Source organism: Microbacterium sp. RU33B, from assembly GCF_900155915.1.
Taxonomy (GTDB): Bacteria; Actinomycetota; Actinomycetes; order Actinomycetales; family Microbacteriaceae; genus Microbacterium.
Genome location: NZ_FTPO01000001.1, coordinates 851,587 through 877,297 on the forward strand (window position 1 = coordinate 851,587; position 25,711 = coordinate 877,297).

A 25,711-nucleotide genomic window follows, 5' to 3' on the forward strand; every position below is an offset into this window, starting at 1 on the left:
GGGCTTCTCTCTGCCGTGGTCCACGGCGCTGCGGCTGCCGACCTACTCCCAGCGGTAGCCGGCGCCGCGGATCGTGGAGATGTGCTCGGCGCCGAGCTTGCCGCGCAGGTACCGCACGTACACGTCGACGACGTTCGATCCCGGGTCGAAGTGCATGCCCCAGACGCGGCTCAGCAGCTGCTCGCGGCTGAGCACCTGGCCCGGGCTGCGCAGGAACTGCTCGGCGAGGGCGAACTCGCGGGCGGACAGCTCCACCTCGCGGCCGTTCACGGTGGCGCGACGGGCCAGGATGTCGAGCACGACATCGCCGTGCGTGATCGACGTCGCCGTCGGGGCCGACCCTTCCCGCAGACGCGACCGCACGCGCGCGAGCAGCTCGTCGAACGTGAACGGCTTGGAGACGTAGTCGTTGGCGCCGGCATCCAAGCCCTCGACCGTGTCGCGCGTGCTCGATCGAGCCGTGAGCATGATGACGGGCACCGTGGAACCCTGTCCGCGAAGGTGCTGCAGCACCTCGAAGCCGTCCATGGTGGGCAGCCCCACGTCCAGGAGGACGAGGTCGATGTCACCGCGGAGCGCTCGCTCGAGGCCCTCGGCGCCGTCCTCGGCGACCGTCGCCGTGTACCCGGCGGACTCGAGCCCGCGCTTGACGAACGCCGCGATGCGGGGCTCGTCCTCGATGATGAGGATGCGCGTCATCCGGACGCCTCTCTCTGGAGCACGACGTCGCCGGCCCGGACGGGTGCCGGGAGCTCGGTCGTGGGAAGCGGAAGGTGGATCGTGAAGGTCGCTCCACCACCGGGGGAATCGGTCACGGCGCAGTGACCGCCGTGCGCCTTCGTGATCGCGTCGACGATGGCGAGGCCGAGGCCGGAGCCGCCGACGGTGCGCTTGCCGTGCGCGCGATCGAAGCGCCGGAAGATGCGGTGCCGCAGAGCGGGCGGGATGCCGGCGCCGTGATCGCGCACCCAGATGCGGGCCGAGCCGTCGACGAAGGCGCTGCCGATCTCGATCGGCGACCCGTCGGGTGTGTACTTGGCGGCGTTGTCGGCCAGTTGCAGCCACGCCTGCAGCAGACGGTCCTGGTCGGCCCGCACCGTGCCTTCGCCGATCTGCTCGACGCTCCACGTGTGACCCGGGATCACGGTCACGAGCTCGCCGACGCGCGCGGTGAGGATAGCGAGGTCGATCTCGGTGAGGTCGAGATCTCCGCCCTCCGCTGCGGCGAGGAGATCGATGTCCTCCACCAGGCGGGTCATGCGGTCGAGTTCGGCCATGCCGATCTCGCGGGTGTTCTCGACGTCGTCGACGTCGCGGACATCCATCATCTCGAGATGACCCCGCACGATCGTGATCGGCGTCTTGAGCTCGTGGCGCACGTCGTCGAGCAGCTGCCGCTGCACGTCGACCGAGCCCTCCAGGCGATCGAGCATGGAGTTGACGGTGCGTCCGAGGTCGGAGATGTCGTCGTTGCCCTGCGTGGGCAGACGCGGGGACAGGTCGTCGATCGTGATCGCGTCGGCCGTCTCGCGGATCTGGCGGATGGGGGAGAGGAGGCGGCCCATGACGAACCACCCGACGATGCCCATGGCGGCCAGGACCGCGACGGCGGCCACCCAGAATGTCGTGATGGCAGCGGTCACGGACGTGAGCTCGGCCTCGAGGTCGACGGCGCGGAGGTAGATGCCCTCCGCGTCGTCGCCCTCCATCGTCACGGGAATGGCGATGTAGCGCAGCGACCCGTTCGAGGTGACCGCCGTGCCGATCACGGTGTCACCCGTCCGTCGCGTCTCGCTGACCGCGCGATCGATGAGCGCCTGATCGTCGGAGATGTCGAATCCGGAGAGCGTCTGCGGCCGGTAGCGCGGTTCTCCGTCGATGACGGCGACGGATGCCTCGTTGCGCCCCGGCACGAGGCGGGCGACGGCCGCGTGCAGGAACTCGGCCACCGAGTCGTAGTCCTCGATCGACAGGTCGTCGGTGGCGGTCGTGGTGCCCGGCGTCGGATTGGCCGACGGCGAGGATCCTGCGCCGGCCACCGTCTGCAGGCTCTCCACCTGCGACAGGAGCCGCGCGTCGATCTCCTGCAGCACCTGCTCGCGCTGCACGAGGAAGGTCACGCTGCCCACGATCGCCAGACCGACGCTCGCGACGGCCAGGATCGCTCCCAGGATCCGCACGCGCGCCGAGATCGGGCGGGGAGTTCGGCTCACTCCCCGATTATCGCGCGCGGGAGCGGTTCTCGCGTGCTCGACGCGATCGCCGTGCCGTCCGGGACCGGCCCGATCCTCGAACGCGTTCAGCCGGGGTGCGTCATCGAGAGCAGGTCGAGCTTCTCGTCGAGCAGCTCGAGCGAGATGTCGCCGCGCTCCACGTAGCCCAGATCGATGACGGCCTCGCGCACCGTGATGCCCTTGGCGACGGCGTGCTTCGCGATCTTGGCCGCTGCTTCGTAGCCGATGACCTTGTTCAAGGGGGTCACGATCGACGGCGACATGCCGGCGAAGGCGGCCGCGCGCTCGGTGTTGGCCTCGAGCCCGTCGATCGTCTTGTCGGCGAGGAGACGCATCGAGTTCGACAGCAGGCGGATCGATTCGAGCAGCGCCGTTCCCATCACGGGGATGGCGACGTTGAGCTCGAAGGATCCGGATGCCCCGGCCCAGGCCACCGTCGCATCGTTGCCGATGACGCGCGCGGCGACCATGAGCGTCGCCTCCGGGATGACGGGGTTGACCTTGCCCGGCATGATCGACGACCCGGGCTGCAGGTCGGGGATGTGCAGCTCGCCGAGGCCCGTGTTGGGGCCCGAGCCCATCCAGCGGATGTCGTTGTTGATCTTGGTCAGCGACACCGCGATCGTGCGCAGCGCACCGGATGCCTCGACGAGGCCGTCGCGGTTCGCCTGCGCTTCGAAGTGATCCTTCGCCTCGGTGATCGGCAGTTCGGTCTCGGCCTGCAGGATCGCGATGACCTTCTGCGGGAAGCCGAGGGGGGTGTTGATGCCGGTGCCGACGGCGGTGCCGCCGAGCGGAACCTCTCCGACCCGCGGGAGCACGGACTGCACCCGCTCGATGCCGAGACGGATCTGGCGGGCGTAGCCGCCGAACTCCTGGCCGAGCGTGACGGGCGTCGCGTCCATGAGGTGCGTGCGGCCGGACTTGACGACGTCCTTCCAGGCATCCGCCTTCGTCTCGAGGGCGACGGCGAGGTGGTCGAGAGCGGGGATCAGGTCGTCGATGAGCGCCTGGGTGACGGCGATGTGCACCGAGGTGGGGAAGACGTCGTTCGAGGACTGTGACGCGTTGACGTGATCGTTGGCGTGCACGGCCGCGCCCAGGCGACGCGAGGCGAGCGTCGCGAGCACTTCGTTCATGTTCATGTTCGACGACGTGCCGGAGCCGGTCTGGTACGTGTCGACGGGGAACTCGGCGTCGTACGCGCCCGAGATGACGTCGTCGGCGGCTCCCGCGATCGCGTCGGCGATGCCGGCGTCGAGGGTTCCGAGCTCCTTGTTCGCGAGTGCGGCGGCCTTCTTCACCCGTGCGAGCGCGGCGATCTGGGTGGACTCGAGACCCTTGCCCGAGATCGGGAAGTTCTCGACGGCGCGCTGCGTCTGGGCCGCGTAGAGCGCGTTCCGGGGCACGCGCACTTCGCCCATCGTGTCGTGCTCGATGCGGTAGTCGATGTCGGTCACGTCGTCCTCGCTTGTCTTTCCACGCGGACGTCGCGGTCCGCGCTGTGATGTGTGGGTGTGGTGATCTTCCGTGCGGTGCGGACCGCTGCGGTCAGGGGGTGGTGGCGGGTCCGACGATGATCTCGGGCGCGACGGTGCCGTCGACGAGTCGATAGTTCGCGCCCACGATGGCGAGCGACCCGGAGGCCACGCGGCCCGAGATGAGCTCCGAAGCGTGCAGCATGTCGGACACGGTGTCGCGCAGGTGCTCGCGGCCGACCTGCTCCGCGTCGAGCGTCTCCGGCGTCGCCTCGGGATCGGCCGTCAGAACGCGGCGCGCGGCCGGGACGATCGGCGCGATCTGGCGCCAGATGTTGGCCGGCAGCGTCGGGGCGTCCATCCGTGTCGAGTCGATCGCCGCACGGACCGCTCCGCACTCGTCGTGGGCGAGCACGACGATGAGGGAGACGTTCAGCACGGCGACCGCGTATTCGAGGCTGCCGATGACGGACGACGAGTTGACCTGACCGGCGTTGCGGACGACGAACAGGTCGCCGAGGCCCTTGTCGAAGATGATCTCGGCGGCCAGGCGCGAGTCGCTGCATCCGAACAGCGCTGCCCGCGGCGTCTGGGCGCGGGCGAGCTCGCTGCGCCGCTCGACGTCCTGGCGGGGGTGCAGAGGCTCGCCGGCCACGAATCGCGCATTGCCGCGCAGCATCTCGTTCCAGACCTGCTGCGGCGTCGGCTGATCGGTCATTCGCCCTCCCGGAGTGTGCGCACCTGATCGGCGACGGACGCGGCGGCGGCCTCGAGGCTCGCCCGGTCCGTTGCCCCGTACACGAGGATCGTGTCGGCGCCGGCCTGCGTGCTCAGTGCGGCGGTGATGTTCTTGGCCCGTGCAGGATCCGAGATCGCGTACTCGTTCCACTCGATGCCGTCGATCGTGACGACATCCGTCACTCCCGCGCCCGACAGAACGCGCGTGGACCACGCCGCGTCCGCGTCGAAACCCTGCGCGATCGTGACGACGCCGAGCTCTTCTCCCGGCACGTAGATGATGGTCCAGGCGCTCACGGAGTCGCCTTCGACCGAAGCCCGGTTGACGATCCATCCCGAAGGGACCTCGGGCACGATCGCGGTGCGGCCCTGCGCGTCGGCCACGCGCTCGGCGGCCGCGGCGACGTCGATCGGATCGCGCGGGGCGGGCTGCCCGCGGGGGACGATGAAGACCACCACGAGAACGATCGCCAGCGTCGCGATGAGGGCGGCGATGAGATTGCGGAAGCTCTGGCTCGAGCGGTAGACGCGCGAGGACTCGGCCTTGCGTGCAGCCGTCTCGTCGGGCGTCTCGGGGCGACCGAGTTCGGCGACGACACGCGGACCCTGGGCCATCATGCGTCGTCTCCGACGACGGCGCGCGCGGCGTCCAGACGCCTCTTGGCCCCCAGCAGCCACTCTTCGCAGCGGGCGGCGAGGGCTTCACCGCGCTCCCAGAGGGCGAGGGACTGCTCGAGGGTCGGTGCGCCCTGCTCGAGTTCGGCGACCACGCGGACGAGTTCGTCGCGCGCCTGCTCGAAGGACAGCGTCGCGATGTCGGTGGTCTCGCTCGACACGCTCATGGCATCTAGCTTAGGTTCTCCGCGGCCTCGGCGATCTCGCCCTCCGAGCGGGCGGCGAACGAACCGCGACCCACCGTGACGGCCACCGCAGCGCCCGCCGGCGCTTGGGCGGCGTCACGCACGATCACGCCGTCGGACAGGTGCGCGATCGCGTAGCCCCGTGCGAGGGTCGCGGCGGGGGAGAGGGCGCGCAGCGTCGCCCGGAGCTCGGCGGCGCGACGACCCTGCGCCTCCAGGCTCCGTCCGACGGTGTCTCGACCGCGCACCGTCAGGAGGTGCAGCTCGTGCGACCGACCCTGGAGCATCGTCTCGGGCGCCCGCAGCGTCGGACGCGAGCGCAGCTGTTCGAGCTGGGCGATGTCGTGCGTGACCCGGTGCGTGAGCCGCGAGGTCAGGCGGGAACGCAGCTGGGCGACGAGGGCGCGCTGCTCGGCGACATCCGGCACGATCTTCTTCGCCGCATCGGTCGGGGTGGACGCCCGGAGGTCGGCCACGTCGTCGAGGAGCGGATGGTCGTTCTCGTGCCCGATCGCACTGACGATGGGAGTGGATGCCGCAGCCACCGCGCGCAGGAGACGCTCGTCGCTGAATCCGAGGAGGTGCATCGGATCGCCACCGCCGCGGGCGATGACGATGACGTCGACGGACGGATCGGCATCCAGCGCCTTCAGCGCGGCGATCGTCTCGGGCACGCAGCGCTCACCCTGGACCGCGGCGTGCTTCGTGCGGAACTGCACGCGCGGCCAGCGCAGCTCGGCGTTGCGGTGCACGTCCTTCTCGGCGTCGGAGTTCTCGCCCGTGATGAGCCCGATCAGCTGCGGCAGGAACGGGATCGGCTTCTTCCGCGCGGGGTCGAACAGCCCCTCGGCCCTCAGCTTCGAGCGCAGCTGCTCGAGCTTCTCGAGCTGCTCGCCGATGCCGACGTGCTTCATCATCGCGACGGCGAAGCCGAAATCGCCCGTCTTGACGAAGTAGTCGGCTTTGACCGAGGCGACCACGTGATCGCCCGCACGCAGGTCGGCGGGGAGCCGCTGCAATGTGGACGACCAGATGCGGAACGAGATCGACGAGTCGGTGGTGAGGTCTTTCAGGCGTCCGAAGACGTTGCCGCCGCGCACGTTCCACAGCGTGATCTCGCCCTCCACCCACACCGAGCCCCAGTTCGCGATGAAGCCGCGAATGGCGTCGTTGAGACGTGCGACGGATGTCGGCGCCTCGGCGCTCGACTCGCGGGGGTGCACCGAATCGGGGGGCGGCGGCTGGCCCGGCACGGCTTCCGGCTGGAACGTCGTCACGGTCTCTCGCTCTCGTGGATGATCGTGCGTCGGATGATCGGCGCGTTTTCGGCCGGGAGGTGCAGCGCTCGGCCGGCATCCAGAACCTCGCCCGTAGAATCGAAGGGTGAATGCATCCCCTCCGGTCGAGTCTGCCTCGATCGCCCCGAGTTCGGCCGTCCGGATGCCCATGCCGCGCGTTCCGCGCCGCCGTGAGCGCCTCAAGGATAACGCCGTCGTCGGACACAAGCGCGTGCTCCTCGCGTCCCCCCGCGGCTACTGCGCCGGCGTCGACCGCGCGGTCATCGCCGTCGAGAAGGCCCTCGAGCGGTACGGCGCCCCGGTCTACGTGCGCAAGCAGATCGTGCACAACATCCACGTGGTGACCGAGCTCGAGCAGAAGGGCGCGGTGTTCGTCGAAGAGGTCGACGAAGTCCCCGAGGGCGCCCACGTCGTCTTCAGCGCGCACGGCGTGTCTCCGGCGGTCGTCAGCGCGGCATCCGATCGCGGACTCCTCGCGATCGACGCGACCTGCCCTCTCGTCACGAAGGTTCATCGCGAGGCGGTGCGCTTCGCGCGCGACGACTTCGAGATCCTGCTGATCGGCCATGAAGGGCACGAGGAGGTCGAGGGCACGGCGGGCGAGGCGCCCGATCACGTCACGATCGTGAATTCGCCCGACGACGCCGACCTCGTCGAGGTCAAGGATCCCTCCCGCGTGGTGTGGCTGTCGCAGACGACGCTCTCCGTCGACGAGACGATGGAGACCGTGCGTCGACTGCGCATCCGCTTCCCCGAGCTGCAGGATCCGCCCTCGGACGACATCTGCTACGCCACCCAGAACCGTCAGGTGGCGATCAAGAAGGTCGCGAAGGACGCCGATCTCGTGATCGTCGTGGGCTCCGCCAACTCCTCCAACAGCGTCCGCCTCGTCGAGGTCGCCCTGGAGTACGGCGCGAAGGCCGCCTACCGGGTCGACTACGCCGACGAGGTGGAGCAGGCGTGGCTCGACGGCGTCGAGACCGTCGGTGTCACCAGCGGAGCGTCGGTGCCCGACGTCCTCGTGCAGGAAGTGCTCGAAGAGCTCGCCGGCGCGGGCTACCGCGACATCGAAGAGGTGCGGACGGCGGAGGAAGACCTCCAGTTCTCGCTTCCGAAGGAGCTGCGCACGGATGCCGCGGGGCGCCGCGACGCGCGCGCCCTCGGCGGACGGACCACCGAGTGACCGATCTCACTCCCGAGATCGGCCCCGACGGACGTCAGCGTCCGCGGTTCGGCGAGTACGCCACGCCTGAGGAGCAGCGCGCCCGCATCCAGGTGCCCGACGTGACCGCGGCCCTAGAGAGCGGTGTCGCCCCGGCGACGGCTGCCGCACCCCCCGCTTCTGCAGAGCCCGCTGCGGCCGCGGCGTCCGGCCCGGTCGCCCGCAAGCCGCGGACGGCCGACCGCATCGCGACCGCTCTGCTTCTCGCCTTCGGTCTGTTCAACGTCCTCACGTCGGTGCCGGCGCTGTTGGACTACGCGGGCTACCTGGAGGTGTTCCTGGGGAGCTTCGGCGTCGACCAGTCTCTGGCCGACCCCGGTTCGGGCGCGGCGTGGGGCTTCTCGGCCGCTGCGGTGCTGATCGGCGGCTGGGTGGTGACCGCGCTCATCTCGCTGCGGAGTCTGCGCCGGGGTCGCCTCACGTTCTGGATCCCGCTCGTGGGCGGGCTCGTGTTCAACACGATCTCCGCCGTCCTCATGATCGTGCCGATCATGAACGATCCCGCGCTCTGGTCGGCGCTGCAGCGCGCGCTCCTCGGCTGACCCGGTGAGCCGGTCGGCTCGATAAAGTGACCGGATGCCCCGCCTTCTCGCCGTCTGCGCCGTTCACGAGCTCCGACCCGACGCCAGCAGCGTCGGTGTCACCGCGATCGACAAGCGTCCGGCATCCGGAGCTGTGCGCATCGGCACCTACGGCGCGTACGCCGATGTGCAGGCCGATCGCAAGCACCACGGAGGCCTCGACAAGGCGCTGTACGCGTACGCGCAGGAGGATGCCGACTTCTGGGAGCGCGAGCTCGGGCGGCCCCTGTCGGCGGGGTGGTTCGGTGAGAATCTGCGCACCGAAGGCATCGACGTCAACGCTGCGCGCATCGGCGAGCGGTGGCGCATCGGCCATCGCGTCGAAGTCGAGATCACGATGCCCCGCACTCCCTGCCAGACGTTCGCGCGGTGGGTGGGCGGCGATCATGAGCGCGGCTGGGTGAAGCGGTTCTCCGACGAACGTCGGCTGGGTGCGTACCTCCGCGTCGTCACGACGGGGCGTGCGCAGGCGGGCGACGAGATCATCGTCGTGCATCGCCCGGACGGTGCGCCGACGATCCTCGACGTCTACCGCGCTCCGGCCTCCTCATGACGGATGCCCCGACCGGAGGTCGGGGCATCCGGATCTCACGAGACCGTGGTCGGTCGGATCAGATGCTGATCGACTTGCCGTGCGAGCCGAGCTGCTGCGTGGCCTCGACGACGCGGGCGGCCATCGCCGACTCGGCGACCTTGCCCCACGCGCGGGGGTCGTAGGCCTTCTTGTTGCCCACTTCGCCGTCGACCTTCAGGACGCCGTCGTAGTTGCTGAACATGAAGCCGGCGACCGAGCGCGTGAACGCGTACTGCGTGTCGGTGTCGATGTTCATCTTGATCACGCCGTTGGCGACGGCGGTGGCGATCTCCTCCGACGTCGAGCCGCTGCCGCCGTGGAAGACGAGATCGAGCGGCTTGTCGCCCGCGCCGAACTGCGAAGCGATGCCGGCCTGGATCTCGCCGAGGAGCTCGGGGCGGAGCTTGACGTTGCCCGGCTTGTAGACGCCGTGCACGTTGCCGAACGTGAGGGCGGCGATCCAGCGACCCTGATCGCCGAGTCCGAGCGCCTCGACGACCTGCGAGACGTCAGCCGTCGTCGTGTAGAGGGCGTCGTTCGAACCCTCGTGCTTCACGCCGTCTTCTTCGCCGCCGACGACGCCGATCTCGACCTCGAGGATCGCGTTGATCGCCTTCAGACGGGGGAGCAGCTCCTTGGCGATCTCGATGTTCTCGGCGAGCGGCACGGCGGAGCCGTCCCACATGTGCGACTGGAAGATCGGGTTGCGCCCGGCCTTGACCTCTTCTTCGGATGCCGCGATGAGCGGAAGCACGAAGTCCTCGAGGGCGGGCTTGGGGCAGTGGTCGGTGTGCAGGGCGACCGTGATGGGGTAGTTCTTCGCGACCTCGGTCGCGAACTTCGCGAAGGCGATGGCTCCCGTGGCGCGGCCCTTGACGGTGTGGCCGGCGAAGTAGTCGGCACCACCGGTCGTGACCTGGATGATGCCGTCGGAGCCGGCCTCGGTGAGGCCCTGCAGGACGGCGTTGATCGACTGCGAGCTGGCGGCGTTGATGGCAGGGAACGCGAAGCCCCCGGCCTTCGCGCGATCCAGCATCTCGGCGTACTGCTCTGGGGTGGCGACAGGCATTTCGTGCTCCTCGATCGTGACGGACGTCACTCGTCACTCTAGCGAAGGGCGCGCATCGCGGAGGGATGTCCTGCGCCGTGGCAAACGCCTTCGGCGGGTTCTGTCGTCACCGCAAGAATCGAGTTTCCTTCGTCTGCGCAGCGGCGGAATCCGTCGATTCTCCCCGCGTCGATCGTTAGGCTGACCGCATGGTGAGTCTGACGGCCGATATGAGCCCCCTGCATCCCGACCGAAATCTCGCTCTCGAGCTCGTGCGCGCCACGGAGGCCGCCGCGATCCGCTCGGTTCCCTTCATCGGGCGCGGCGACAAGCTGGCCGCCGACGGCGCGGCCGTCGACGCGATGCGGGCGTTCCTGACGACCGTTGCCTTCGACGGCGTCATCGTGATCGGCGAGGGCGAGAAAGACGATGCGCCGATGCTCTTCAACGGCGAGCACGTCGGAACCGGCCGCGGACCGCAGGCCGACATCGCGGTCGACCCGATCGATGGCACGACGCTCACGGCGGAGGGGCGCAACAACGCGCTCTCCGTGCTCGCCGTGGCCGACCGCGGCGCGATGCTCGATGCCTCGTCGGTGTTCTACATGGACAAGCTCGTCACCGGGCCGGCCGGCGTCGGGGTCGTCGACATCCGCCTGCCGATCGGCGAGAACATCCGCCTCCTCGCGAAGGCGCTCGGAAAGCCCGTCGACACGCTCGTCGTCTCCGTGCTCAACAGGCCCCGCCACGCCGATCTCATCGAGCAGATCCGCGAAGCCGGCGCCGGAACCCGACTCATGAGCGACGGCGACGTCGCCGGCGGCATCAACGCCGCTCGCCACAACGCCCGCACCGACATGTGCGTCGGCATCGGAGGAAGCCCGGAGGGCATCGTGACCGCGTGTGCGATCAAGGCGCTCGGTGGGCACATCCAGGGTCGCCTGTGGCCCCGCGACGACGACGAGAAGCAGCGGGGCATCGACGCCGGGCTCAAGCTCGACGACTTCGTCTACGAGGCGGATGACCTGGTCAAGGGCAAGAACTCGATCTTCGTCGCGACGGGCGTGACCAACGGCGAGCTCGTCGCCGGCGTGCGCCGCGAGGGAGACTACGTCTACACGGAGAGCGTCGTCCTGCGCGGATCGTCCGGCACTCTCCGACGGATCTCGTCGGAGCATCTCGCCTCGAAGTGGTACTGACGCCGGGCGTCGGAGACGGGATCCGGGCATCCCTCTGGCACAATCGGAGGAGGGATGCCGGGATCACTCGGCGTGAGGGAGTGTCGACATGACGGCTCAGACCGGTTCGGCTCCGCAGACGGGGGCCCAGGCCGTCGTCGCCAATGCCATCGATCCTGCGCGCAGGCCGGACGTTCTGCTGCGCAAGCGTCGCCCCGAGGGCTCGCAGGTCTCGGCGTGGTGGATGATCGGAGCCTTCGTCTTCGTCTCCGCAGCCGTCGTGACGCTGCTGAGCCTCATTCCCGGCGGCGCCTGAGACCCTGAGGCATCTGCGTGCCTCGGCCCTGATCAGTCGCCGCGGCGCGCGATGCGTTCCCGCAGATCTCCCAGATCGGCCGTGAGCGGCGGGACATCGGCCGCACGCGCAGCGTCGGTCGCGCCGTCGAGGAGCTCGGGCGCGACGAGTGCGCGCGGAGCCTTCTCGACGAGGGCCGGCGCGGCGAGCGCATCGAGCTTGGTCTCGTCGATCCCGGGGAACTTCCGTGCCGTCACGAGCACGCGGGACTCGAGTGAACCGGCGAAGCGGTTGTAGCCCTCGACGGTGCGTTCGATCGCCCTCCGCAGCTCTTCGGCATGCCCGGCCAGACCGCCCAGACGCTCGTACAGCTGATTGCCGAGCTCGAACAGCGTGCGGGCCTCCTGCGAGACGTCCTGCTGCGTCCAGGTGTAGGCGACCGTCTTGAGCACCGCCCAGAGGTTGACGGGGGAGGCGAGGGCCACCCGGCGCCCGAACGCGTAGTCGAGCAGCGAAGGATCTTCTTCCAGCGCCGCGGCAAGCAGCGACTCGCTGGGGACGAAGCACACGACGAACTCAGGGCTCGACGACAGGCCGGCCCAGTAGGTCTTCTTCGCGAGCGCATCGACATGCGCGCGGACCGCTTTGACGTGCCTCTCGAGAAGGGACTTCCGCCGCGCGCCCTCCGCGCCCTGGGCCGTGAAGGGGATCGCACTGGCCTCGAGGTACGCGTCGAGCGGCACCTTCGCGTCGATCGCGAGGGCCTTGTCGCCGGGGAGACGCACGATCATGTCGGGACGGCCGGCTCCGGCATCCGTCACGATCCCCGCCTGCGTGTCGAAGTCGACGTAGCGGGTGAGACCCGCCGCCTCGACGACCCGGCGCAGCTGGGTCTCGCCCCACACCCCGCGCGTGCTGTTCGAGCGCAGAGCCCCGGCGAGCGACTCGGTCGTCGCCCGCAGTGCCTCGTCGGACTCCTGAGCGCGGCGCAGCTGCTCGGCGAGCGAGCCGAACTGCTCCTGGCGGTCGCGCTCGAGGGCGTCGACCTTGAGCTGCATCGACTGGAGGGTCTCGCTCACGGGCGCGAGTGCCCGCAGCACCGACTGCTCCCGCCGCTCGCGCTCTTCGCGGGCCGCCTGATCGGCACGGGCCTGGCCGGCGAGCTCGCGATACAGCAGGTGCTGGTGGTCGAGCTGAGCCTGCACGCCGTGGCGCGACGCCTCGGCGGCGGCGACGCGCGCCTGCAGTGCCGAGCGCTCCTGCACGCCTCGCGTGGTCGCGCGGGCACCACCCGCGAACCAGCCGGCGAGGAGTCCGGCGGCGAGGGCGGCGATCACCAGGATCGAGAGCAGAAGTGCATCCATGACTCGAGGATGCCGGTACCCTCGGACATCGCGCGGCTCGGCGCGCAGCGTGTCAGGTGCGGACGACGGCGAACTGCGCCGGCAGGGGCGCATCGACCAGCTGCGGCACGGGCATGTGCGACACGCGCACGCCGGCGAGCTCGGCGAGGGAGGCGACGTCGCGAGCCCCCACCAGACGGGCGGCGTCGATGAGGATGTGCGCGCACGCCAGAGCGTCGGCGGCCGCGTCGTGGTGCGGGAAGTCGAGGAATCCGGCGGCCGCGGCCACCGACGGCAGCCGGTACGAATCCAGCTCGTACGTCTTGCGGGAGATCTGCAGGCTGCAGATGTAGTCGTTGAGCGGCCACACGTCGCCCGTGGCTTCGCACGCGCGGCGGATCACCGTCATGTCGAACCCGGCGTTGTGAGCGGCGAGCACGTCATCGCCGATGAACGACACGAGCTCGGGAAGCTGCGCCGTCCAGCCCTTCGCACCGGCGACGTCCTCTTCGCGCAGACCGTGGATGCGCGTGTTCAGCTCGAAGAAGCGGTCATGGCCGGGTGGCGGCTGGATGAGCCATCCCGCGCGGGCGACGATCTCGCCGTCGCGGACGCGAGCGAGGCCGACCGCACACGCCGATGCACTGCTGGAGTTCGCCGTCTCGAAATCGATCGCGGTGAAGTCCAGGGGCACGTCTCCACCCTCACGCGCGCGCGAGCGGCTGGGGCGGAGGCGCGCCGGTCCGGATCCAGGTCGAGGCGAGCGCCGTAGTCTGGCGGCATGGTGGATCGCGACGAGATGTCGACCTCTTTCGGGCGCCAGGCGAGCACATATGAAGCGGGGCGCCCCGAGTACCCGGTGGAGGCGGTGGCCTGGATGCTGGAGCTCGGCGCCGCCACGCCCCGTATTGCCGATGTCGGCGCCGGCACGGGCAAGCTCACCCGGGCGATCGTCGCCCACGCGGCGGATTCGGGCGCCGAGACGGTGGCGATCGACCCCGACCCCGACATGCTCGCCGTGCTCCGCGGCGCGGTGCGCGGCATCCCGACCTTCGTCGGAACCGCCGAGAACCTGCCGCTCCCGGATGCCTCGGTCGATGCCGTGCTCCTGGGCCAGGCGTGGCACTGGGTCGACCCGGTCGCTGGCTGCGCCGAGATCGCGCGCGTCCTCCGCCCGGGCGGCGTGCTGGGGCTCGTGTGGAACCTCCGCGACGAGTCGGTGCCGTGGATCGCGCGCCTGACCGACATCATGCACGGCAGCAACGCCGAGCTGATGATGCAGGACGGCGGTCCGACCGTCGCGCCGCCGTTCGGGCCACTGGAGAGTCGGTCCTGGTCGTGGACGCGCCGGATGACGCGGGAGTCGCTGTTCGACATGGCGCGGTCGCGGAGCTACGTCATCACGGCGGCACCGGAGGACCGCGCCCGCATCGAGGCGGGACTGGCGGAACTGTTCGACGAGATCGGCGCGGTCGGCGATGCCGCGGTCGATGTGCCGTATCGCACGGAGGCGTTCCGAAGCGTGGCGGAGGGCTAGGACGGACATGCGCGCGCTCACGGTCTGCAACTTCACCACCGTCGACGGTCGCTACGAAGACGACGACCACGACATCGGATCCTTCTTCGAGCATCAGCACACCGCCTATCGCGGGGCCGATTCGTTCGATCACTACACGGCGGGTCTCCTCCGCAGCTCCGACACGCTGCTCCTCGCGGGTCGACGCTCGGCGCTCGGAAATCTCGGGTACTGGACGGGCGTCCGCGCGGATCCGGATGCCACGGAGATCCGCGCCGAGCTCGCCGAGCTCATCCTCGGCATCGAGAAGATCGTGGTGTCCGACACGATCACTCCCGACGACGTCGCTGCCTACGAGAACGTCCGCATCGTGCGGATCGCCGACGCGCGTCAGGAGGTGTCGGAGGCGAAGCAGCGCGACGGACGCGGCATCCTCGTGCTCCTCGGCCGTGTGCTGTGGAACGACCTCATGCACGCCGGGCTCGTCGACGAGCTGCACCTCGTGACGTTCCCGCTGATCGCGGGCACCGGTGTCGGACTGTTCGATTCGCGTCCCCCTGTCGCGCTGCGACTGCTGGGCACACAGGTCTGGCAGGAGTCCGGCAACGTCCTCATGCGCTGGGCCGTCGAACGCGACGACGTCCGATCCGGACACCGAGGCAGACAGGACGGTGCTCCCTCATGACGATCCGCGCGGTCTGCTTCGACCTCGACGGCACTCTTCTGCGCGACGACCACGTCGACGGCGTCGTCCTGCGGGTGGCGCGGGAACTCGCGAGCCGGTACGACCTCGACGCTGACGCGCTCGCCGCGGCGAACGAGCGGGTGTGGTGGGACTACTGGCCCGAAGTCGGTGAGGCATGGATGCGGGGGCAGATCCCCGGCGACGACGTGCCGATCGAGGTGTGGCGGCGTGCCCTCGCGGAAGTCGGGGTGACGGATGCGTCGGCGGCCACGGCCGCCGTAGCGCTCCACACCGGGCTGGAAGGGGAGGCGTTCTCGCTGTACCCCGAGTCCGTCGAGGTGCTGGACGCACTGCGGGAGCGCGGCATCCGGATCGCGATCGTCACGAACGGGCCCTCCGGTCTTCAGCGCGCCAAGCTGCGCGCCGTCGACCTCGAGGGCGCCGCCGACGTCGTGGTCGTCTCGGGCGAGCACGGCACGCACAAGCCCGATCCCGCGATCTTCGCGCTCACCGTGGAGGCTCTCGGAGTCGCTGCCGACGAGACGCTGTTCGTCGGCGACAACCAGGTGGCGGATGTCGGCGGTGCGCGCGCGGCCGGGCTCACCGCCGTCTGGATCGATCGCCGCGGTGTGGAGCGCACGTGCGAGCCGCACGCCGTGGTGACGGATCTGCGCGACCTGCTCACGCTGGTGTGAGCCGGGGCGGTCGTGCGCCGCCACGTAGACTGAACTCCCGTGGCTCTCACCATCGGAATCGTCGGACTGCCCAACGTCGGCAAGTCCACCCTGTTCAACGCCCTGACCAAGAACCAGGTGCTCGCAGCGAACTACCCGTTCGCGACGATCGAGCCCAACATCGGGGTCGTCAACCTCCCTGATCCGCGGCTGGCGAAGCTCGCCGAGGTGTTCCACTCCGAGCGCATCCTGCCCGCCGCCGTGTCGTTCGTCGACATCGCGGGCATCGTGCGCGGTGCATCCGAGGGAGAGGGCCTCGGCAACAAGTTCCTCGCCAACATCCGCGAAGCCGACGCGATCGCGCAGGTCGTGCGCGGCTTCGCCGACGACGACGTCGTGCACGTCGAAGGCGAGGTGAATCCGCAGAACGACCTCGAGACGATCAACGCCGAGCTCCAGCTCGCCGACCTCGAGACGGTCGAGAAGGCCATCACGCGGTACGAGAAGGAAGTGAAGGGGCGCAAGCTCGATCCGTCGGTGCTGGAGACCGCGGTGCAGGCGCGTGATGCCCTCCAGCGCGGCGAGCTGCTGTCCGCGTCGAAGATCGACCTCGCCCCGATCCGCGAGCTCGGCCTGCTGACCGCCAAGCCGTTCATCTTCGTGTTCAACGTCGACGAGGCCGTGTTGACGGATGCCGCGCGGCTCGACGCGCTCGCGGCGCTGGTGGCTCCGGCCAAGGCGGTGTTCCTCGACGCGAAGATCGAGTCCGAGCTCATCGACCTCGACCCCGAGGACGCGGCGGAGCTGCTCGCATCGACGGGGCAGGACGAGTCGGGTCTCGACCAGCTCGCGCGCATCGGCTTCGACACGCTGGGTCTCCAGACGTACCTGACGGCCGGACCGAAGGAAGCGCGCGCGTGGACGATCGGCAAGGGCTGGAAGGCTCCGCAGGCGGCCGGCGTCATCCACACCGACTTCGAGAAGGGCTTCATCAAGGCCGAGGTCATCTCGTTCGCCGACCTCATCGAGACCGGCTCGGTCATCGAGGCCCGCGCGAAGGGCAAGGCCCGCCTCGAGGGCAAGGACTACGTGATGCAGGACGGCGACGTCGTGGAGTTCCGCTTCAACAACTGACGCGGCGGCTCCCGGGGTCGGCTCGACGCCACGCGAGAGAATGGTCGCATGCTGATCGTGATGGCAGGCCCGCCCGGAAGCGGCAAGAGCACGATCGCCGCGCTCGTCTCCCGACGCCTGGGCTGTGCACTGGTCTCGGTCGATCCGATCGAAGCGGCCATGTGGACCGCGGGCGTGAGCCGTGACCAGCCCACCGGGCTGGCCGCCTACGTCGTCGCCGAGGCGGTCGCCCGCGAGCAGCTGCGCCTCGGGCACGATGTCATCATCGACGCGGTGAACGATGTCGAGGCTGCACGGCAGCAGTGGCGTGATCTCGCCCGGGTGGCCGCGGTAGACGTGCTCTTCGTCGAAGTCGTGGCATCCGATCCTGCAGAGCATCGACGTCGTCTCGCGGAGCGTCGGCGCGACATCGAGGGTTTCCCCGAGCCGGATTGGGAGTCGGTGCGAGCGCGTGTGCGTGCCCTGTCCGACTGGGACGGGGACCGTATCCGGCTCGACTTCCGGAACGAGCCGGGGGCCAACGCGGACGCGATCATCGCCGCCGTCGAGCGGGACCGCGAGTAGCGGGAGCCGCGACGCCGCGAGGGACTTCCGCCCCTGGCAACGACATCCGCGCTCCCACTACAGTGATGCCACAACGCTCCACCCCCCACTCACCAGAGGGAGTCCCACATGGCCGCTTCCCGTCCCTTCGGGGTCACTCTCGTCGGCATCATCGCCTGGATCACCGGTGCGATCCAGATCGTCAACGGCGTCTTCGCCCTGATCGGCGGCAACCTGACCCTGGGCATCGTCGGCATCGTGGTCGGCATCATCACGGTTCTGGTGAGCCTCGGGCTCTTCAGCGGCAGCTCCGGCGCCCGCCTCATCGTGACGATCGTGTTCGTGCTCAACATCGCCGGGTCGATCTACCTGCTCGTGGCGTATCCGGGGCAGGCGTGGAGCGCGATCGGCAGCATCATCCTGCCTCTCCTCGGACTGATCCTGCTCTACACGTCGCGCGCGAACGCGTTCTTCAAGAGCTGAGCGGAGCGGGTCCGTCATCCGTCATCGCCGATGACAGGATGGACGGATGACCGCAACACTCGTCGCGAGCGGCCTCGCCGGCGGCCACGGCCATCGGACGCTGTTCGATGCGCTCGATCTCACAGTCGCACCGGGCGACGTCATCGGCGTCGTCGGTGCGAACGGTGCAGGAAAGTCGACGCTCCTGCGCCTGCTGGCGGGGATCGACGAACCTCAGGCCGGCGCAGTGTCGCTCTCGCCGCCCGACGCGTTCGTCGGCTGGCTTCCGCAGGAGCACGAGCGCATTCCGGGAGAGACAGTCGCCGAGCACATCGCGCGGCGGACGGGGTGCGCCGAGGCGACGCGGGAGATGGATGCGGCGGCTGCGCGTCTCGCCGATCCTGCCGACGTCCTCGCCGCCGACGACTACTCCGCCGCCCTCGACCGCTGGCTGGCCAGCGGCGCAGCCGACCTCGACGAGCGGATCCCCGTCGTGCTGGCGGATCTCGGGCTGGCGATCGCTCCCGGCGACGCCCTGATGACTTCGCTCTCGGGTGGCCAGGCGGCCCGCGTGGGCCTGGCGGCGCTCCTCCTCAGCCGATTCGACATCGCGCTGCTGGACGAGCCCACGAACGACCTCGATCTCGACGGGCTCGAGCGGCTGGAGGCGTTCGTGCGCGGCATCCGGGGCGGTGTCGTCCTGGTGAGTCACGACCGCGAGTTCCTCGCCCGCTGTGTCACGCGCGTGCTGGAGCTCGACCTCGCGCAGGGCTCGAACAGGGTGTTCGGCGGCGGATACGACGCCTATCTGGAGGAGCGCGCGACGGTGCGCCGCCATGCTCGGGAGAAGTACGACGAGTTCGCCGAGAAGAAGGCCGACCTCGTCGCCCGCGCCCGAACGCAGCGGGAGTGGTCGAGCCAGGGCGTGCGCAACGCGATGAAGAAGTCGCCCGACAACGACAAGATCCGGCGCAAGGCGGCGACCGAATCGAGTGAGAAGCAGGCGCAGAAGGTGCGTCAGATGGAGAGCCGGATCGCGCGACTCGACGAGGTCGAGGAGCCGCGGAAGGAGTGGCAGCTGGAGTTCACGATCGGCTCCGCGCCGCGTTCGAGCTCGGTCGTCGCCACCCTCAACGACGCGGTGTTCCGGCAGGGATCGTTCACCCTCGGTCCCGTCTCGCTGCAGGTGAATGCGGGGGAGCGGATCGGCATCACGGGACCCAACGGCGCCGGCAAGTCCACGCTGCTGCGTGCGATCCTCGGGCGCCAGGATCCGGATGCCGGCACGGCGAGTCTCGGGGCGAACGTGCAGATCGGCGAGATCGATCAGGCCCGGGCCCTGCTGTCGGGATCGGACGCGCTCGCCGACGCGTTCGAGTCCCTCGTGCCCTCGATGGAGTCGGGTGAGGTGCGGACGCTCCTGGCGAAGTTCGGTCTGAAGGCCGACCACGTGCGGCGTCCGGTCGACGAGCTGTCACCGGGCGAGCGCACCCGGGCGGGTCTCGCCCTCCTGCAGGCGCGCGGCGTCAACGTCCTGGTGCTGGACGAGCCCACGAACCACCTCGACCTCCCCGCGATCGAGCAGCTCGAGCAGGCCCTCGAGTCGTACGAGGGATGCCTCCTCCTCGTGACGCACGATCGGCGGATGCTGGCCGCGGTGAGGACCGACCGGCACTGGCAGGTCGACGGCGGGCAGGTCGTCGAGCGGTAGCAGCCGCTACCGGCCCTGCCGCTTCTTGTAGGGCTTGGGCTGACCCTTCACCGCGGGCGTGCGGCCCTTGCCCTTCGAGGCCTTGGCCTTTCCTCCCGCAGGACCGGTCTGCTTCTCGGTCGGCGCGGGGGACTCGGCGATGCGCTGCCGGGCTTCGTCGAGCAGGAGCGAGCCGGCGGGGGTGAGTGTCCAGCCGGCTTTCGCGCGGGTGAGGAGCGGATGCCCCACCTCCTCTTCCAGCTTGTCGATCGACGTGTAGAGCGATGCGAGCGGGATGCCGAGGGCGTCTGCCGTGCGGGGGGCGTGCAGATCGTGCTCGACGAGGGCGACGAACCGTCGCAGGAGGGCGATCTTCACGGGCGACCTTTCCGGGCGGAGCGCGCTGAGGACGGTCCGATCTCGCCCTCCAGACTAGACGCGCCGCTCGGAGGGCTGGACGCTCCGTGCTCCCGGCGCGCAGACTCGGGGCATGACCGACTCCGTCGCCCGCCTCGAGGCCACGATCCGCGATCTTCTCGCCCAGCGCGCCGCCACGGCGACGATCTGCCCCTCGGATGCCGCCCGCGCGATCGGAGGCGACGAGTGGCGCGGCCTCATGGACGACGCGCGCACCGCTGCGGGCCGGCTCGTGGGGTCGGGGGAGGTGGAGATCACCCAGGGCGGCGTCGTGGTCGATCTCTCGAGCGCGAGAGGACCGATCCGGATCCGTTCCGTACAGCCGCCCGGCTGAGATCAGCTCAGCGGTCCGACGTCGAGCGTGAATCGATGCGCACGGAGGCGCTGCGCGAGCGCCTCGCCCATGGCGACCATCGGGGTGAGCACACCCGCGCGGTCGGGCAGGTCGTCGAACGCGAGACTCAGCGCCGACTCGGCGAGCATGACGCCGGTGCCGCCGTACCCCGGATCGTACGGGGCGGCCACCCGCGCCCGCACCGGCGCGCCCTCCACCGGGTACACGTCGATCTCGACCGCGAATCTTCCGCGGGCGATCGCGTCGGCACTCGGCCCCGCGCCCGGTGCAGGCAGCACGCGATCGACGACGGCGCGCGTGGGCGCGAACGAGAGCGCGCCGACGAGGGCCGCGGTGCCGAGCGTCAGCGCACCCGCGCGCAGCGCGCCCGCCACCCCGCGCCCGGTCGCGACGACCTCGCGGTAGCGCAGGAGCTGTCCGTAGCTCCATCCGTTCAGGAAGCTCGTACGCTGCACGATCTGCCGGTTGTAGCCGCTCATGACGAACGGCGCCTCCCACCCGCCGCGCACCCGGGAGATCCCGTCGCGGGGTCGTTCCGGGAGACGTACCGCGGGGCCCGGTGTGAGGGCGTAGGGACTGGCGATCAGGCGCCGGAGAGAGGGATCCTTCGCCGCCGCCGCCATCTGCTGCCGCAGCGAGTCGATGGTCCCGCCGCTGACCCCGCCGCGGAGCGAGCGCACGCGCAGCGTCGCCGACACGATCGGCACCCCGCCCGCCGCAGCGTGGGCGAGCCCGAGGCCCAGATCGGAGGGGATCGAATCGAACCCGCAGGAGTGCACGATCCGGGCCCCGCTCTGCTGCGCCGCATCGTGGTTCGACGCGATGCTCCGCGCCACGAACACGCTCTCGCCGGACAGATCGGCGTACGACGTGCCGGAGCGAGCGCAGGCGGCGGCGACGACCGCTCCGTCGCGCAGGTAGGGTCCGACGGTCGTGGCGATGACGGACGCGGATGCGGCGAGCCGCTCGACAGCGGGCGCATCGGACGTATCGACCTCCACGAGAGGCCAGGAGACGCCGAGCTCGCGCTGCAGCGCTTCGAGACGCGGGAGGGAGCGGCCGGCGAGCGCGATGCGCGCTCCCTCGGGAGCCGAGCGGGCGAGATGGCGGGCGGTGAACCTCCCCACGAAGCCGGTCGCGCCGAGCAGGACGATGTCGTGGTCGCGTTCTTCGGTCATGCCCCCAGCCTGCGCGATCGACGCGGGCGGCACGAGGGGGTTGACCGCGACTACCGCTCGGGCACGCATCCGGGCTAGCGTGCCGATGTGGACGACACGGCGGGAGAAGCGCCTGAGGAGCGCAGGAGCAGGGACGTGCCGATCGGTGTGATCATGGTCGGCATCGTCGCGATCGCCTGGTGGCCGGCGTTCACCCTGGGCGCCTGGGGCGAGATCTTCTTCGACGACATCCTGGGGCTGTGGGCCGCCTCGACGGCGGCGTTCGTCTTCGTACTGATCGAACACCGGCCCGTGGGGGTTCGGCTGGCGCGCGCGGTCGTGCTCCTCCTGCCGACGGTGTGGCTCGTGCTGAACTTCGTCGTCGACGACGACACCGCCGATCTCTCGGTCGCGCTCATCGACCTCGCGGCGTTCGCAGCGGTGATCATCGGCATCCCGTTCACCCTGGTGGTGCTGGTGCGCATCGTGTGGCCCGACTTCGCGGAGCGCACACCCCGACGCGCGAAGTGGATTATCAACAGCGTCGTCGGGGTCGTGGTGATCGCCTCGTTCGTGCTCGGTCTCAACCAGGCCCGGTTCCTCACGTGCGACGACTTCGCCGTCAGCGGCAACTCGGAGCCCCGCGGCTGCACACCGGGTGCGGAGGTCTCGTCATGAGCGCGGGCGAACGCATCGCCTTCGTCCTGGGCGGGGGAGGCCTGCGCGGTGCCGTGCAGATCGGGATGCTGCGTGCCCTGCTCGAGCGGGGAGTCGTCCCCGACGTCATCGTGGGCACCTCGATCGGGGCCATCAACGGGGCGATCGTCGCGAAGACGCCGAGCCTCGATGCGCTCGACGACCTGTTCGAGGCGTGGATGTCTCCCGAAGCCGCCTCCGTCTACGGCGACTCGTTCGCGACCCAGTTCGTCCGTCTCGTGCGCACCCGCACGCACCTCAACTCGCCCGCACCGCTCCGCCGCATGTTCGAGCGCGTGCTCGGAGCCGACACGCGCTTCGAAGACCTCGCCGTGCCGCTGCGCGTCGTCGCAGCGAGCATCGAGCGCGCCGCCGAGCGCGTGTTCGACTCCGGACCCCTGATCCCGGCCGTCCTGGCGTCCTCCTCGGTGCCGGGACTCCTTCCGCCCACGACGATCGACGGCGAGACGTTCATCGACGGCGGAATCGTCAACTCCATCCCCATCGGACCCGCGGTCGACGCGGGCGCCACGACGATCTTCGTGCTGCAGGTGGGCCGCATCGAGACCCCGTTGGTCGCACCCCGCACCGCCGTGCAGACCGCACAGATGGCGTTCGAGGTCGCGCGGAGGCATCGGTTCGCGCACGATGTCGCGACGCTGCCGGACGGCGTGCGGCTCCACGTGCTGCCCAGCGGCGGCACGCTCAAGGGTGATTCGTCGGTCCTGTCGTACCGCCGCATGGAGACGGTGCGCACCCGCATCGACCTCGCCTACGCGGCCAGCACCGTATACCTCGATGAGCAGGTCCCGAAGGGCGGGCGCCCGTGAGAGTGCCGCCCACCTGGGTGCGCCGGGTGGTGATCGCGCCCGCGATGGTCATCGGCGGCCCGCTGCTGATCGGGTTCACGCCGATCCTGCTGCTCGTCGTCATCATCGTCGCGTCGTTCATCCCGCGCAGGTTCCGCTGGCCGAGGGCGCTGCTCATGCTTCTCGTGTACGTGCTCTGGGACGCACTGCTGCTGGTCGTGCTGTTCGTGCTGTGGATCGCCAGCGGGTTCGGCTGGAAGCTGCGGTCGCCGTGGTGGGTGGGCGTGCACTACACGGTCGCCGCCGTCGCGCTCAAAGTGCTGCTGTGGGTGTGCCGAGGCGTGCTGGCCGTCAGGATCTTCACCGAAGCGGCCGAGGAGACCCGCGACGGCACGGCCGCGGCATCCTTCGACCGCATGTTCCAGCCGGGAACCCCGCTCATCGTCGCCAGTCGGCACGCCGGCCCCGGAGACTCGTTCATCCTCATGCATGCCCTCCTGAACCATGTGAAGCGGATGCCGCGGGTCGTCGTCAAGGACACGATGCAGTGGGATCCGGCGGTGGACGTGCTGCTGAACCGCCTGCCGACGCGGTTCATCACCCCCACCGGATTCACGGGCGCCGCCGCGAAGGCCCCGCCCGCGGGGCGCAGTCAGAGCGGCCGCGCCGCAGAGGCCGCCATCGCGGATCTCGCGGTGGGACTCGGTCCGGCCGACGCCTTCGTGATCTTCCCCGAGGGCGGCAACTTCACGCCGGGCCGTCGGGCCTCCCGCATCGAGCGCCTCCGCCAGAGCGGCAACGAACCGCTTGCGGCGCGGGCCGAGGCGCTGCACCACGTCCTCGCTCCGCAGCCGCGCGGCCTCCACGCGGCGCTGGAGGCGGCTCCGGACGCGGATGTCGTCTTCATCGCCCACTCGGGCCTCGATGAGTTCTCGACGATGGGTGACGTCTGGCGCGGTCTCCCGATGGAGAAGCGCATCACTCTGCACGCCTGGCGGGTGCCCCGCTCCGACGTTCCGGAGGAGCGCACCGCGCAGGGGCTGTGGCTGTTCGACTGGTTCGGCCGCATCGACGAGTGGGTCGACGCCGGCTCCGCGGCGGGGTGACGGGAGAGGGGTGACGGCCGGCCACACCCGCCGACCATCACCCCCGTAGTGAAGCGAACTGGATCAGGTTGTCGGTGTAGTGCCCGACGCTGCGGTCGAACGCACCGGCGCAGGTGATCAGCCGCAATTCTGGACGTGGGACGTTGCTGTAGACCTCATCCGTGGGGAACGCCGCCTTCGCCGACTGCGCGCTCCCGGTGACGACGAATGTCAGGTCGGTGCCCGTCGACGTGCTGACGACGATCTCGTCGCCCGGGACGAGCTCTCCGATCCTCGCGAAGACCGCGGGACCCGCGGCGCTGTCGACGTGCCCGGCGATGATGGCCGGGCCGACCTGTCCCGGCGCCACGCCGCCGGAGTACCAGCCGGCGAGGTCGAAATCCACCGGCGCGTTGAGCTCGCCCTGGGGCCCCAGGGTCAGGTTCTCCAGGACCGAGTCGACGCCGATCCGGGGGATCCGGATGCGGGTGGGGACGCCGATTGCGGCCGGATCTGCGACGTCGGCGGCGGCCGGGTCCTGCAGGCCGTCGGCGGCGAAGTCGTTCACCGCTTCGGGCGGCTCCGGCGTGGCGGACGGCGAGGCGGTCTCCGGAGCGACCGTCGCGGCCTGGCTCGCGATCGCCCCGATCGCGCCGAGCGCGAGGGCCGCCGCGAGGGCGATCCCCACGATCCCGGCGCGTCTCATCAGAAGGCCTTCACCGCTCCGACCGTGACGACGGAGTGGGCGAGCCATCCGCCACCGGTCTGCACGCCGCCGTCCGGCACGGCACCGGCCGACGCGGAATCCAGGATCGGCAGGATCGTCAGGCCGCCGTCGGCCGTGTCGACCACGAAGAGGGTCGTGACGCTCCCCGAACCCACCGAGACGTCGGTGACATCGCGGATGGCGCCGCCCGTGAGCTCGAGGGTCCACGGGCCCGCGGGGATCTCCGCGTACGCCGTGGCCGAGCCCGCGACCGCTCCACGCGCGATGGGCGTGCCGGTCGAGGTCGACACGTCGACCCGGGGTGTGAGGGTGGATGCCTGCACCAGCCGGATCCGCGCGTTGCCGGCTGCCGGCTGCGTCAGGTCGTCGGTGAACGCCTTGACCTGGAGGTCCTTGGAGGGGCCGTAGGCGGCCACGGTGGTGGCCGTGTCGCCCGAGACGCGGACGGATGCCGAGATCGCGGGAGCCGTCGTGCGACTCGAGCCCGCGGGCACCATGCTCACCGAGTAGGAGCCGGGCGGCAGCTCCGAGTACGTGGAGACGTCGCCGTAGCTGACGTCGGTGAGTTCGATGATCGGAGTCGCGCTGCCCCGCGCCGAGACGCGGACGTCGACCGACTTCGTGTCGGGGGACAGGTGACCGAGGCGGAGCCAGCCGACCGGATCGCCGGGAGCGGCGGTGGCCGGAGCGGCGACGAGCGCGCCCAGCGCCACGACCGCAGCCGCGACGATGCCGAGAGCTGCGCGGCGACCTCGACGCGCGAGGGTGTGATCTTCCATGACGGGATTCCTTCCGGCGTGCGCGGTCATTCGTGCAGCGGTCGCGGCCGGTTCGTGAAGGAACTGGGGGCGACAGCGGGAATGAACGAGTGGCGGCGCCGCGGAGCTGCTCGCCACGCCCCAGGCGTGAAGA

At 70.2% G+C, this 25,711-nt stretch carries 30 protein-coding genes; 16 read left to right on the forward strand and 14 right to left on the reverse strand.

The window, feature by feature from the left end:
- Positions 1 to 42 precede the first annotated feature (42 nt).
- The 7 genes from B0B14_RS04175 to xseA form a co-directional block, all read right to left on the reverse strand.
- Positions 43 to 699: a response regulator transcription factor gene (locus B0B14_RS04175; RefSeq protein WP_076680234.1), complete on the reverse strand. Its 657-nt coding sequence runs from the start codon at positions 697 to 699 to the stop codon at positions 43 to 45.
- A complete protein-coding gene (locus B0B14_RS04180) occupies positions 696 to 2,213 on the reverse strand; it encodes a sensor histidine kinase (protein WP_076680235.1) in 1,518 nt (505 codons plus the stop codon). Before B0B14_RS04180 ends, B0B14_RS04175 begins: the two co-directional genes overlap by 4 nt.
- An 86-nt stretch (positions 2,214 to 2,299) precedes the next feature.
- The gene (locus tag B0B14_RS04185; protein ID WP_076680236.1) at positions 2,300 to 3,694 is read right to left on the reverse strand and encodes a class II fumarate hydratase; all 1,395 of its coding nucleotides are present in this window, start codon (positions 3,692 to 3,694) and stop codon (positions 2,300 to 2,302) included.
- A 91-nt stretch (positions 3,695 to 3,785) separates the two neighbouring features.
- The gene (locus B0B14_RS04190) at positions 3,786 to 4,430 is read right to left on the reverse strand and encodes a carbonic anhydrase (protein ID WP_076680237.1); all 645 of its coding nucleotides are present in this window, start codon (positions 4,428 to 4,430) and stop codon (positions 3,786 to 3,788) included.
- Positions 4,427 to 5,068 carry a DUF4245 domain-containing protein gene (locus B0B14_RS04195; protein ID WP_256714250.1) on the reverse strand — a complete coding sequence of 214 codons (642 nt, stop codon included), beginning with the start codon at positions 5,066 to 5,068 and terminating at the stop codon, positions 4,427 to 4,429. The genes B0B14_RS04190 and B0B14_RS04195 overlap by 4 nt, the downstream gene beginning before the upstream one ends.
- On the reverse strand, positions 5,065 to 5,292 hold the full coding sequence (locus B0B14_RS04200; protein WP_083710321.1) for an exodeoxyribonuclease VII small subunit: 228 nt from the start codon (positions 5,290 to 5,292) through the stop codon (positions 5,065 to 5,067). Before B0B14_RS04200 ends, B0B14_RS04195 begins: the two co-directional genes overlap by 4 nt.
- Positions 5,293 to 5,297: 5 nt before the next feature.
- Positions 5,298 to 6,587 (reverse strand): exodeoxyribonuclease VII large subunit, encoded by a 1,290-nt coding sequence (gene xseA, locus B0B14_RS04205; RefSeq protein ID WP_076680239.1) that lies wholly within the window; start codon positions 6,585 to 6,587, stop codon positions 5,298 to 5,300.
- 169 nt (positions 6,588 to 6,756) lie between these two features.
- On the opposite strand from xseA, the gene B0B14_RS04210 reads away from it, so the two are divergent.
- The 3 genes from B0B14_RS04210 to B0B14_RS04220 are packed head-to-tail and all read left to right on the forward strand — an operon-like array spanning position 6,757 to position 8,964.
- Positions 6,757 to 7,791 (forward strand): 4-hydroxy-3-methylbut-2-enyl diphosphate reductase, encoded by a 1,035-nt coding sequence (locus B0B14_RS04210; protein ID WP_076680240.1) that lies wholly within the window; start codon positions 6,757 to 6,759, stop codon positions 7,789 to 7,791.
- On the forward strand, positions 7,788 to 8,372 hold the full coding sequence (locus tag B0B14_RS04215) for a DUF6264 family protein (protein ID WP_083710323.1): 585 nt from the start codon (positions 7,788 to 7,790) through the stop codon (positions 8,370 to 8,372). The genes B0B14_RS04210 and B0B14_RS04215 overlap by 4 nt, the downstream gene beginning before the upstream one ends.
- A gap of 34 nt (positions 8,373 to 8,406) precedes the next feature.
- Positions 8,407 to 8,964 (forward strand): MOSC domain-containing protein, encoded by a 558-nt coding sequence (locus B0B14_RS04220; RefSeq protein ID WP_076680241.1) that lies wholly within the window; start codon positions 8,407 to 8,409, stop codon positions 8,962 to 8,964.
- A gap of 58 nt (positions 8,965 to 9,022) precedes the next feature.
- Here B0B14_RS04220 and fbaA read toward each other — a convergent pair whose 3' ends face one another.
- Entirely contained in the window at positions 9,023 to 10,054 is a 1,032-nt protein-coding gene (gene fbaA, locus B0B14_RS04225) for a class II fructose-bisphosphate aldolase (protein ID WP_076681266.1), read from the reverse strand.
- A 188-nt stretch (positions 10,055 to 10,242) separates the two neighbouring features.
- Here fbaA and glpX point away from each other — a divergent pair, with 188 nt between their 5' ends.
- Both glpX and B0B14_RS04235 read left to right on the forward strand, forming a co-directional pair.
- Positions 10,243 to 11,232 carry a class II fructose-bisphosphatase gene (glpX, locus tag B0B14_RS04230; RefSeq protein WP_076680242.1) on the forward strand — a complete coding sequence of 330 codons (990 nt, stop codon included), beginning with the start codon at positions 10,243 to 10,245 and terminating at the stop codon, positions 11,230 to 11,232.
- An 88-nt stretch (positions 11,233 to 11,320) separates the two neighbouring features.
- The gene (locus B0B14_RS04235; RefSeq protein ID WP_076680243.1) at positions 11,321 to 11,527 is read left to right on the forward strand and encodes a UDP-N-acetylmuramyl pentapeptide phosphotransferase; all 207 of its coding nucleotides are present in this window, start codon (positions 11,321 to 11,323) and stop codon (positions 11,525 to 11,527) included.
- Positions 11,528 to 11,559: 32 nt separating this feature from the next.
- On the opposite strand, the gene B0B14_RS04240 is transcribed toward B0B14_RS04235, so the two are convergent.
- Together B0B14_RS04240 and B0B14_RS04245 are read right to left on the reverse strand one after the other, a co-directional pair.
- Entirely contained in the window at positions 11,560 to 12,870 is a 1,311-nt protein-coding gene (locus B0B14_RS04240; RefSeq protein ID WP_076680244.1) for a DNA recombination protein RmuC, read from the reverse strand.
- 52 nt (positions 12,871 to 12,922) lie between these two features.
- On the reverse strand, positions 12,923 to 13,543 hold the full coding sequence (locus B0B14_RS04245; RefSeq protein ID WP_076680245.1) for an exonuclease domain-containing protein: 621 nt from the start codon (positions 13,541 to 13,543) through the stop codon (positions 12,923 to 12,925).
- Between the two features lie 87 nt (positions 13,544 to 13,630).
- Here B0B14_RS04245 and B0B14_RS04250 point away from each other — a divergent pair, with 87 nt between their 5' ends.
- From B0B14_RS04250 to abc-f, 7 genes are all read left to right on the forward strand, one after another.
- The gene (locus B0B14_RS04250; RefSeq protein ID WP_076680246.1) at positions 13,631 to 14,386 is read left to right on the forward strand and encodes a class I SAM-dependent methyltransferase; all 756 of its coding nucleotides are present in this window, start codon (positions 13,631 to 13,633) and stop codon (positions 14,384 to 14,386) included.
- Positions 14,387 to 14,393: 7 nt separating this feature from the next.
- Positions 14,394 to 15,050, forward strand: a complete 657-nt coding sequence (locus B0B14_RS04255; protein ID WP_076680247.1) for a dihydrofolate reductase family protein — start codon at positions 14,394 to 14,396, stop codon at positions 15,048 to 15,050.
- Positions 15,047 to 15,745: an HAD family hydrolase gene (locus B0B14_RS04260; RefSeq protein WP_076680248.1), complete on the forward strand. Its 699-nt coding sequence runs from the start codon at positions 15,047 to 15,049 to the stop codon at positions 15,743 to 15,745. The genes B0B14_RS04255 and B0B14_RS04260 overlap by 4 nt, the downstream gene beginning before the upstream one ends.
- Before the next feature lie 39 nt (positions 15,746 to 15,784).
- Positions 15,785 to 16,858: a redox-regulated ATPase YchF gene (ychF, locus tag B0B14_RS04265; RefSeq protein ID WP_076680249.1), complete on the forward strand. Its 1,074-nt coding sequence runs from the start codon at positions 15,785 to 15,787 to the stop codon at positions 16,856 to 16,858.
- Positions 16,859 to 16,906: 48 nt separating this feature from the next.
- Positions 16,907 to 17,422, forward strand: a complete 516-nt coding sequence (locus tag B0B14_RS04270) for a P-loop nucleotide/nucleoside kinase family protein (RefSeq protein WP_076680250.1) — start codon at positions 16,907 to 16,909, stop codon at positions 17,420 to 17,422.
- Positions 17,423 to 17,530: 108 nt separating this feature from the next.
- Positions 17,531 to 17,884 carry a hypothetical protein gene (locus tag B0B14_RS04275; protein WP_076680251.1) on the forward strand — a complete coding sequence of 118 codons (354 nt, stop codon included), beginning with the start codon at positions 17,531 to 17,533 and terminating at the stop codon, positions 17,882 to 17,884.
- A gap of 46 nt (positions 17,885 to 17,930) precedes the next feature.
- Positions 17,931 to 19,574, forward strand: coding sequence for a ribosomal protection-like ABC-F family protein (abc-f, locus tag B0B14_RS04280; protein WP_076680252.1), 1,644 nt, complete (start codon positions 17,931 to 17,933; stop codon positions 19,572 to 19,574).
- A gap of 6 nt (positions 19,575 to 19,580) precedes the next feature.
- Here the strand turns inward: abc-f and B0B14_RS04285 are convergent, their stop codons facing one another.
- The gene (locus B0B14_RS04285; RefSeq protein WP_076680253.1) at positions 19,581 to 19,931 is read right to left on the reverse strand and encodes a LysR family transcriptional regulator; all 351 of its coding nucleotides are present in this window, start codon (positions 19,929 to 19,931) and stop codon (positions 19,581 to 19,583) included.
- A 112-nt stretch (positions 19,932 to 20,043) separates the two neighbouring features.
- Here B0B14_RS04285 and B0B14_RS04290 point away from each other — a divergent pair, with 112 nt between their 5' ends.
- Complete coding sequence (locus tag B0B14_RS04290; RefSeq protein ID WP_076680254.1) at positions 20,044 to 20,304, forward strand: DUF3253 domain-containing protein; 261 nt, start codon at positions 20,044 to 20,046, stop codon at positions 20,302 to 20,304.
- 2 nt (positions 20,305 to 20,306) lie between these two features.
- Here B0B14_RS04290 and B0B14_RS04295 read toward each other — a convergent pair whose 3' ends face one another.
- Positions 20,307 to 21,503, reverse strand: coding sequence for a saccharopine dehydrogenase family protein (locus B0B14_RS04295; protein WP_076680255.1), 1,197 nt, complete (start codon positions 21,501 to 21,503; stop codon positions 20,307 to 20,309).
- Positions 21,504 to 21,638: 135 nt separating this feature from the next.
- Here B0B14_RS04295 and B0B14_RS04300 point away from each other — a divergent pair, with 135 nt between their 5' ends.
- Genes B0B14_RS04300 through B0B14_RS04310 form a run of 3 tightly spaced genes read left to right on the forward strand, consistent with a single transcriptional unit; the run spans position 21,639 to position 24,093 of the window.
- Positions 21,639 to 22,160, forward strand: coding sequence for a hypothetical protein (locus B0B14_RS04300; RefSeq protein WP_256714251.1), 522 nt, complete (start codon positions 21,639 to 21,641; stop codon positions 22,158 to 22,160).
- A complete protein-coding gene (locus B0B14_RS04305) occupies positions 22,157 to 23,008 on the forward strand; it encodes a patatin-like phospholipase family protein (protein ID WP_076680256.1) in 852 nt (283 codons plus the stop codon). Before B0B14_RS04300 ends, B0B14_RS04305 begins: the two co-directional genes overlap by 4 nt.
- On the forward strand, positions 23,005 to 24,093 hold the full coding sequence (locus B0B14_RS04310) for a 1-acyl-sn-glycerol-3-phosphate acyltransferase (protein WP_143733615.1): 1,089 nt from the start codon (positions 23,005 to 23,007) through the stop codon (positions 24,091 to 24,093). The genes B0B14_RS04305 and B0B14_RS04310 overlap by 4 nt, the downstream gene beginning before the upstream one ends.
- Before the next feature lie 37 nt (positions 24,094 to 24,130).
- Here the strand turns inward: B0B14_RS04310 and B0B14_RS04315 are convergent, their stop codons facing one another.
- The gene (locus tag B0B14_RS04315; RefSeq protein WP_083710325.1) at positions 24,131 to 24,778 is read right to left on the reverse strand and encodes a class F sortase; all 648 of its coding nucleotides are present in this window, start codon (positions 24,776 to 24,778) and stop codon (positions 24,131 to 24,133) included.
- Complete coding sequence (locus B0B14_RS04320; RefSeq protein WP_076680258.1) at positions 24,778 to 25,578, reverse strand: DUF4397 domain-containing protein; 801 nt, start codon at positions 25,576 to 25,578, stop codon at positions 24,778 to 24,780. Before B0B14_RS04320 ends, B0B14_RS04315 begins: the two co-directional genes overlap by 1 nt.
- Positions 25,579 to 25,711: the final 133 nt, after the last annotated feature.

Coding starts and splice junctions, on each gene's coding strand:
- B0B14_RS04175 (WP_076680234.1), bottom strand. CDS start 699: ATGACGCGCATCCTCATCATCGAGGACGAGCCCCGCATCGCGGCGTTC.
- B0B14_RS04190 (WP_076680237.1), bottom strand. CDS start 4,430: ATGACCGATCAGCCGACGCCGCAGCAGGTCTGGAACGAGATGCTGCGC.
- B0B14_RS04195 (WP_256714250.1), bottom strand. CDS start 5,068: ATGATGGCCCAGGGTCCGCGTGTCGTCGCCGAACTCGGTCGCCCCGAG.
- B0B14_RS04200 (WP_083710321.1), bottom strand. CDS start 5,292: ATGAGCGTGTCGAGCGAGACCACCGACATCGCGACGCTGTCCTTCGAG.
- B0B14_RS04210 (WP_076680240.1), top strand. CDS start 6,757: ATGCCGCGCGTTCCGCGCCGCCGTGAGCGCCTCAAGGATAACGCCGTC.
- B0B14_RS04220 (WP_076680241.1), top strand. CDS start 8,407: ATGCCCCGCCTTCTCGCCGTCTGCGCCGTTCACGAGCTCCGACCCGAC.
- fbaA (WP_076681266.1), bottom strand. CDS start 10,054: ATGCCTGTCGCCACCCCAGAGCAGTACGCCGAGATGCTGGATCGCGCG.
- glpX (WP_076680242.1), top strand. CDS start 10,243: ATGGTGAGTCTGACGGCCGATATGAGCCCCCTGCATCCCGACCGAAAT.
- B0B14_RS04235 (WP_076680243.1), top strand. CDS start 11,321: ATGACGGCTCAGACCGGTTCGGCTCCGCAGACGGGGGCCCAGGCCGTC.
- B0B14_RS04240 (WP_076680244.1), bottom strand. CDS start 12,870: ATGGATGCACTTCTGCTCTCGATCCTGGTGATCGCCGCCCTCGCCGCC.
- B0B14_RS04250 (WP_076680246.1), top strand. CDS start 13,631: ATGGTGGATCGCGACGAGATGTCGACCTCTTTCGGGCGCCAGGCGAGC.
- B0B14_RS04255 (WP_076680247.1), top strand. CDS start 14,394: ATGCGCGCGCTCACGGTCTGCAACTTCACCACCGTCGACGGTCGCTAC.
- B0B14_RS04260 (WP_076680248.1), top strand. CDS start 15,047: ATGACGATCCGCGCGGTCTGCTTCGACCTCGACGGCACTCTTCTGCGC.
- B0B14_RS04270 (WP_076680250.1), top strand. CDS start 16,907: ATGCTGATCGTGATGGCAGGCCCGCCCGGAAGCGGCAAGAGCACGATC.
- B0B14_RS04275 (WP_076680251.1), top strand. CDS start 17,531: ATGGCCGCTTCCCGTCCCTTCGGGGTCACTCTCGTCGGCATCATCGCC.
- abc-f (WP_076680252.1), top strand. CDS start 17,931: ATGACCGCAACACTCGTCGCGAGCGGCCTCGCCGGCGGCCACGGCCAT.
- B0B14_RS04290 (WP_076680254.1), top strand. CDS start 20,044: ATGACCGACTCCGTCGCCCGCCTCGAGGCCACGATCCGCGATCTTCTC.
- B0B14_RS04295 (WP_076680255.1), bottom strand. CDS start 21,503: ATGACCGAAGAACGCGACCACGACATCGTCCTGCTCGGCGCGACCGGC.
- B0B14_RS04305 (WP_076680256.1), top strand. CDS start 22,157: ATGAGCGCGGGCGAACGCATCGCCTTCGTCCTGGGCGGGGGAGGCCTG.
- B0B14_RS04315 (WP_083710325.1), bottom strand. CDS start 24,778: ATGAGACGCGCCGGGATCGTGGGGATCGCCCTCGCGGCGGCCCTCGCG.
- B0B14_RS04320 (WP_076680258.1), bottom strand. CDS start 25,578: ATGGAAGATCACACCCTCGCGCGTCGAGGTCGCCGCGCAGCTCTCGGC.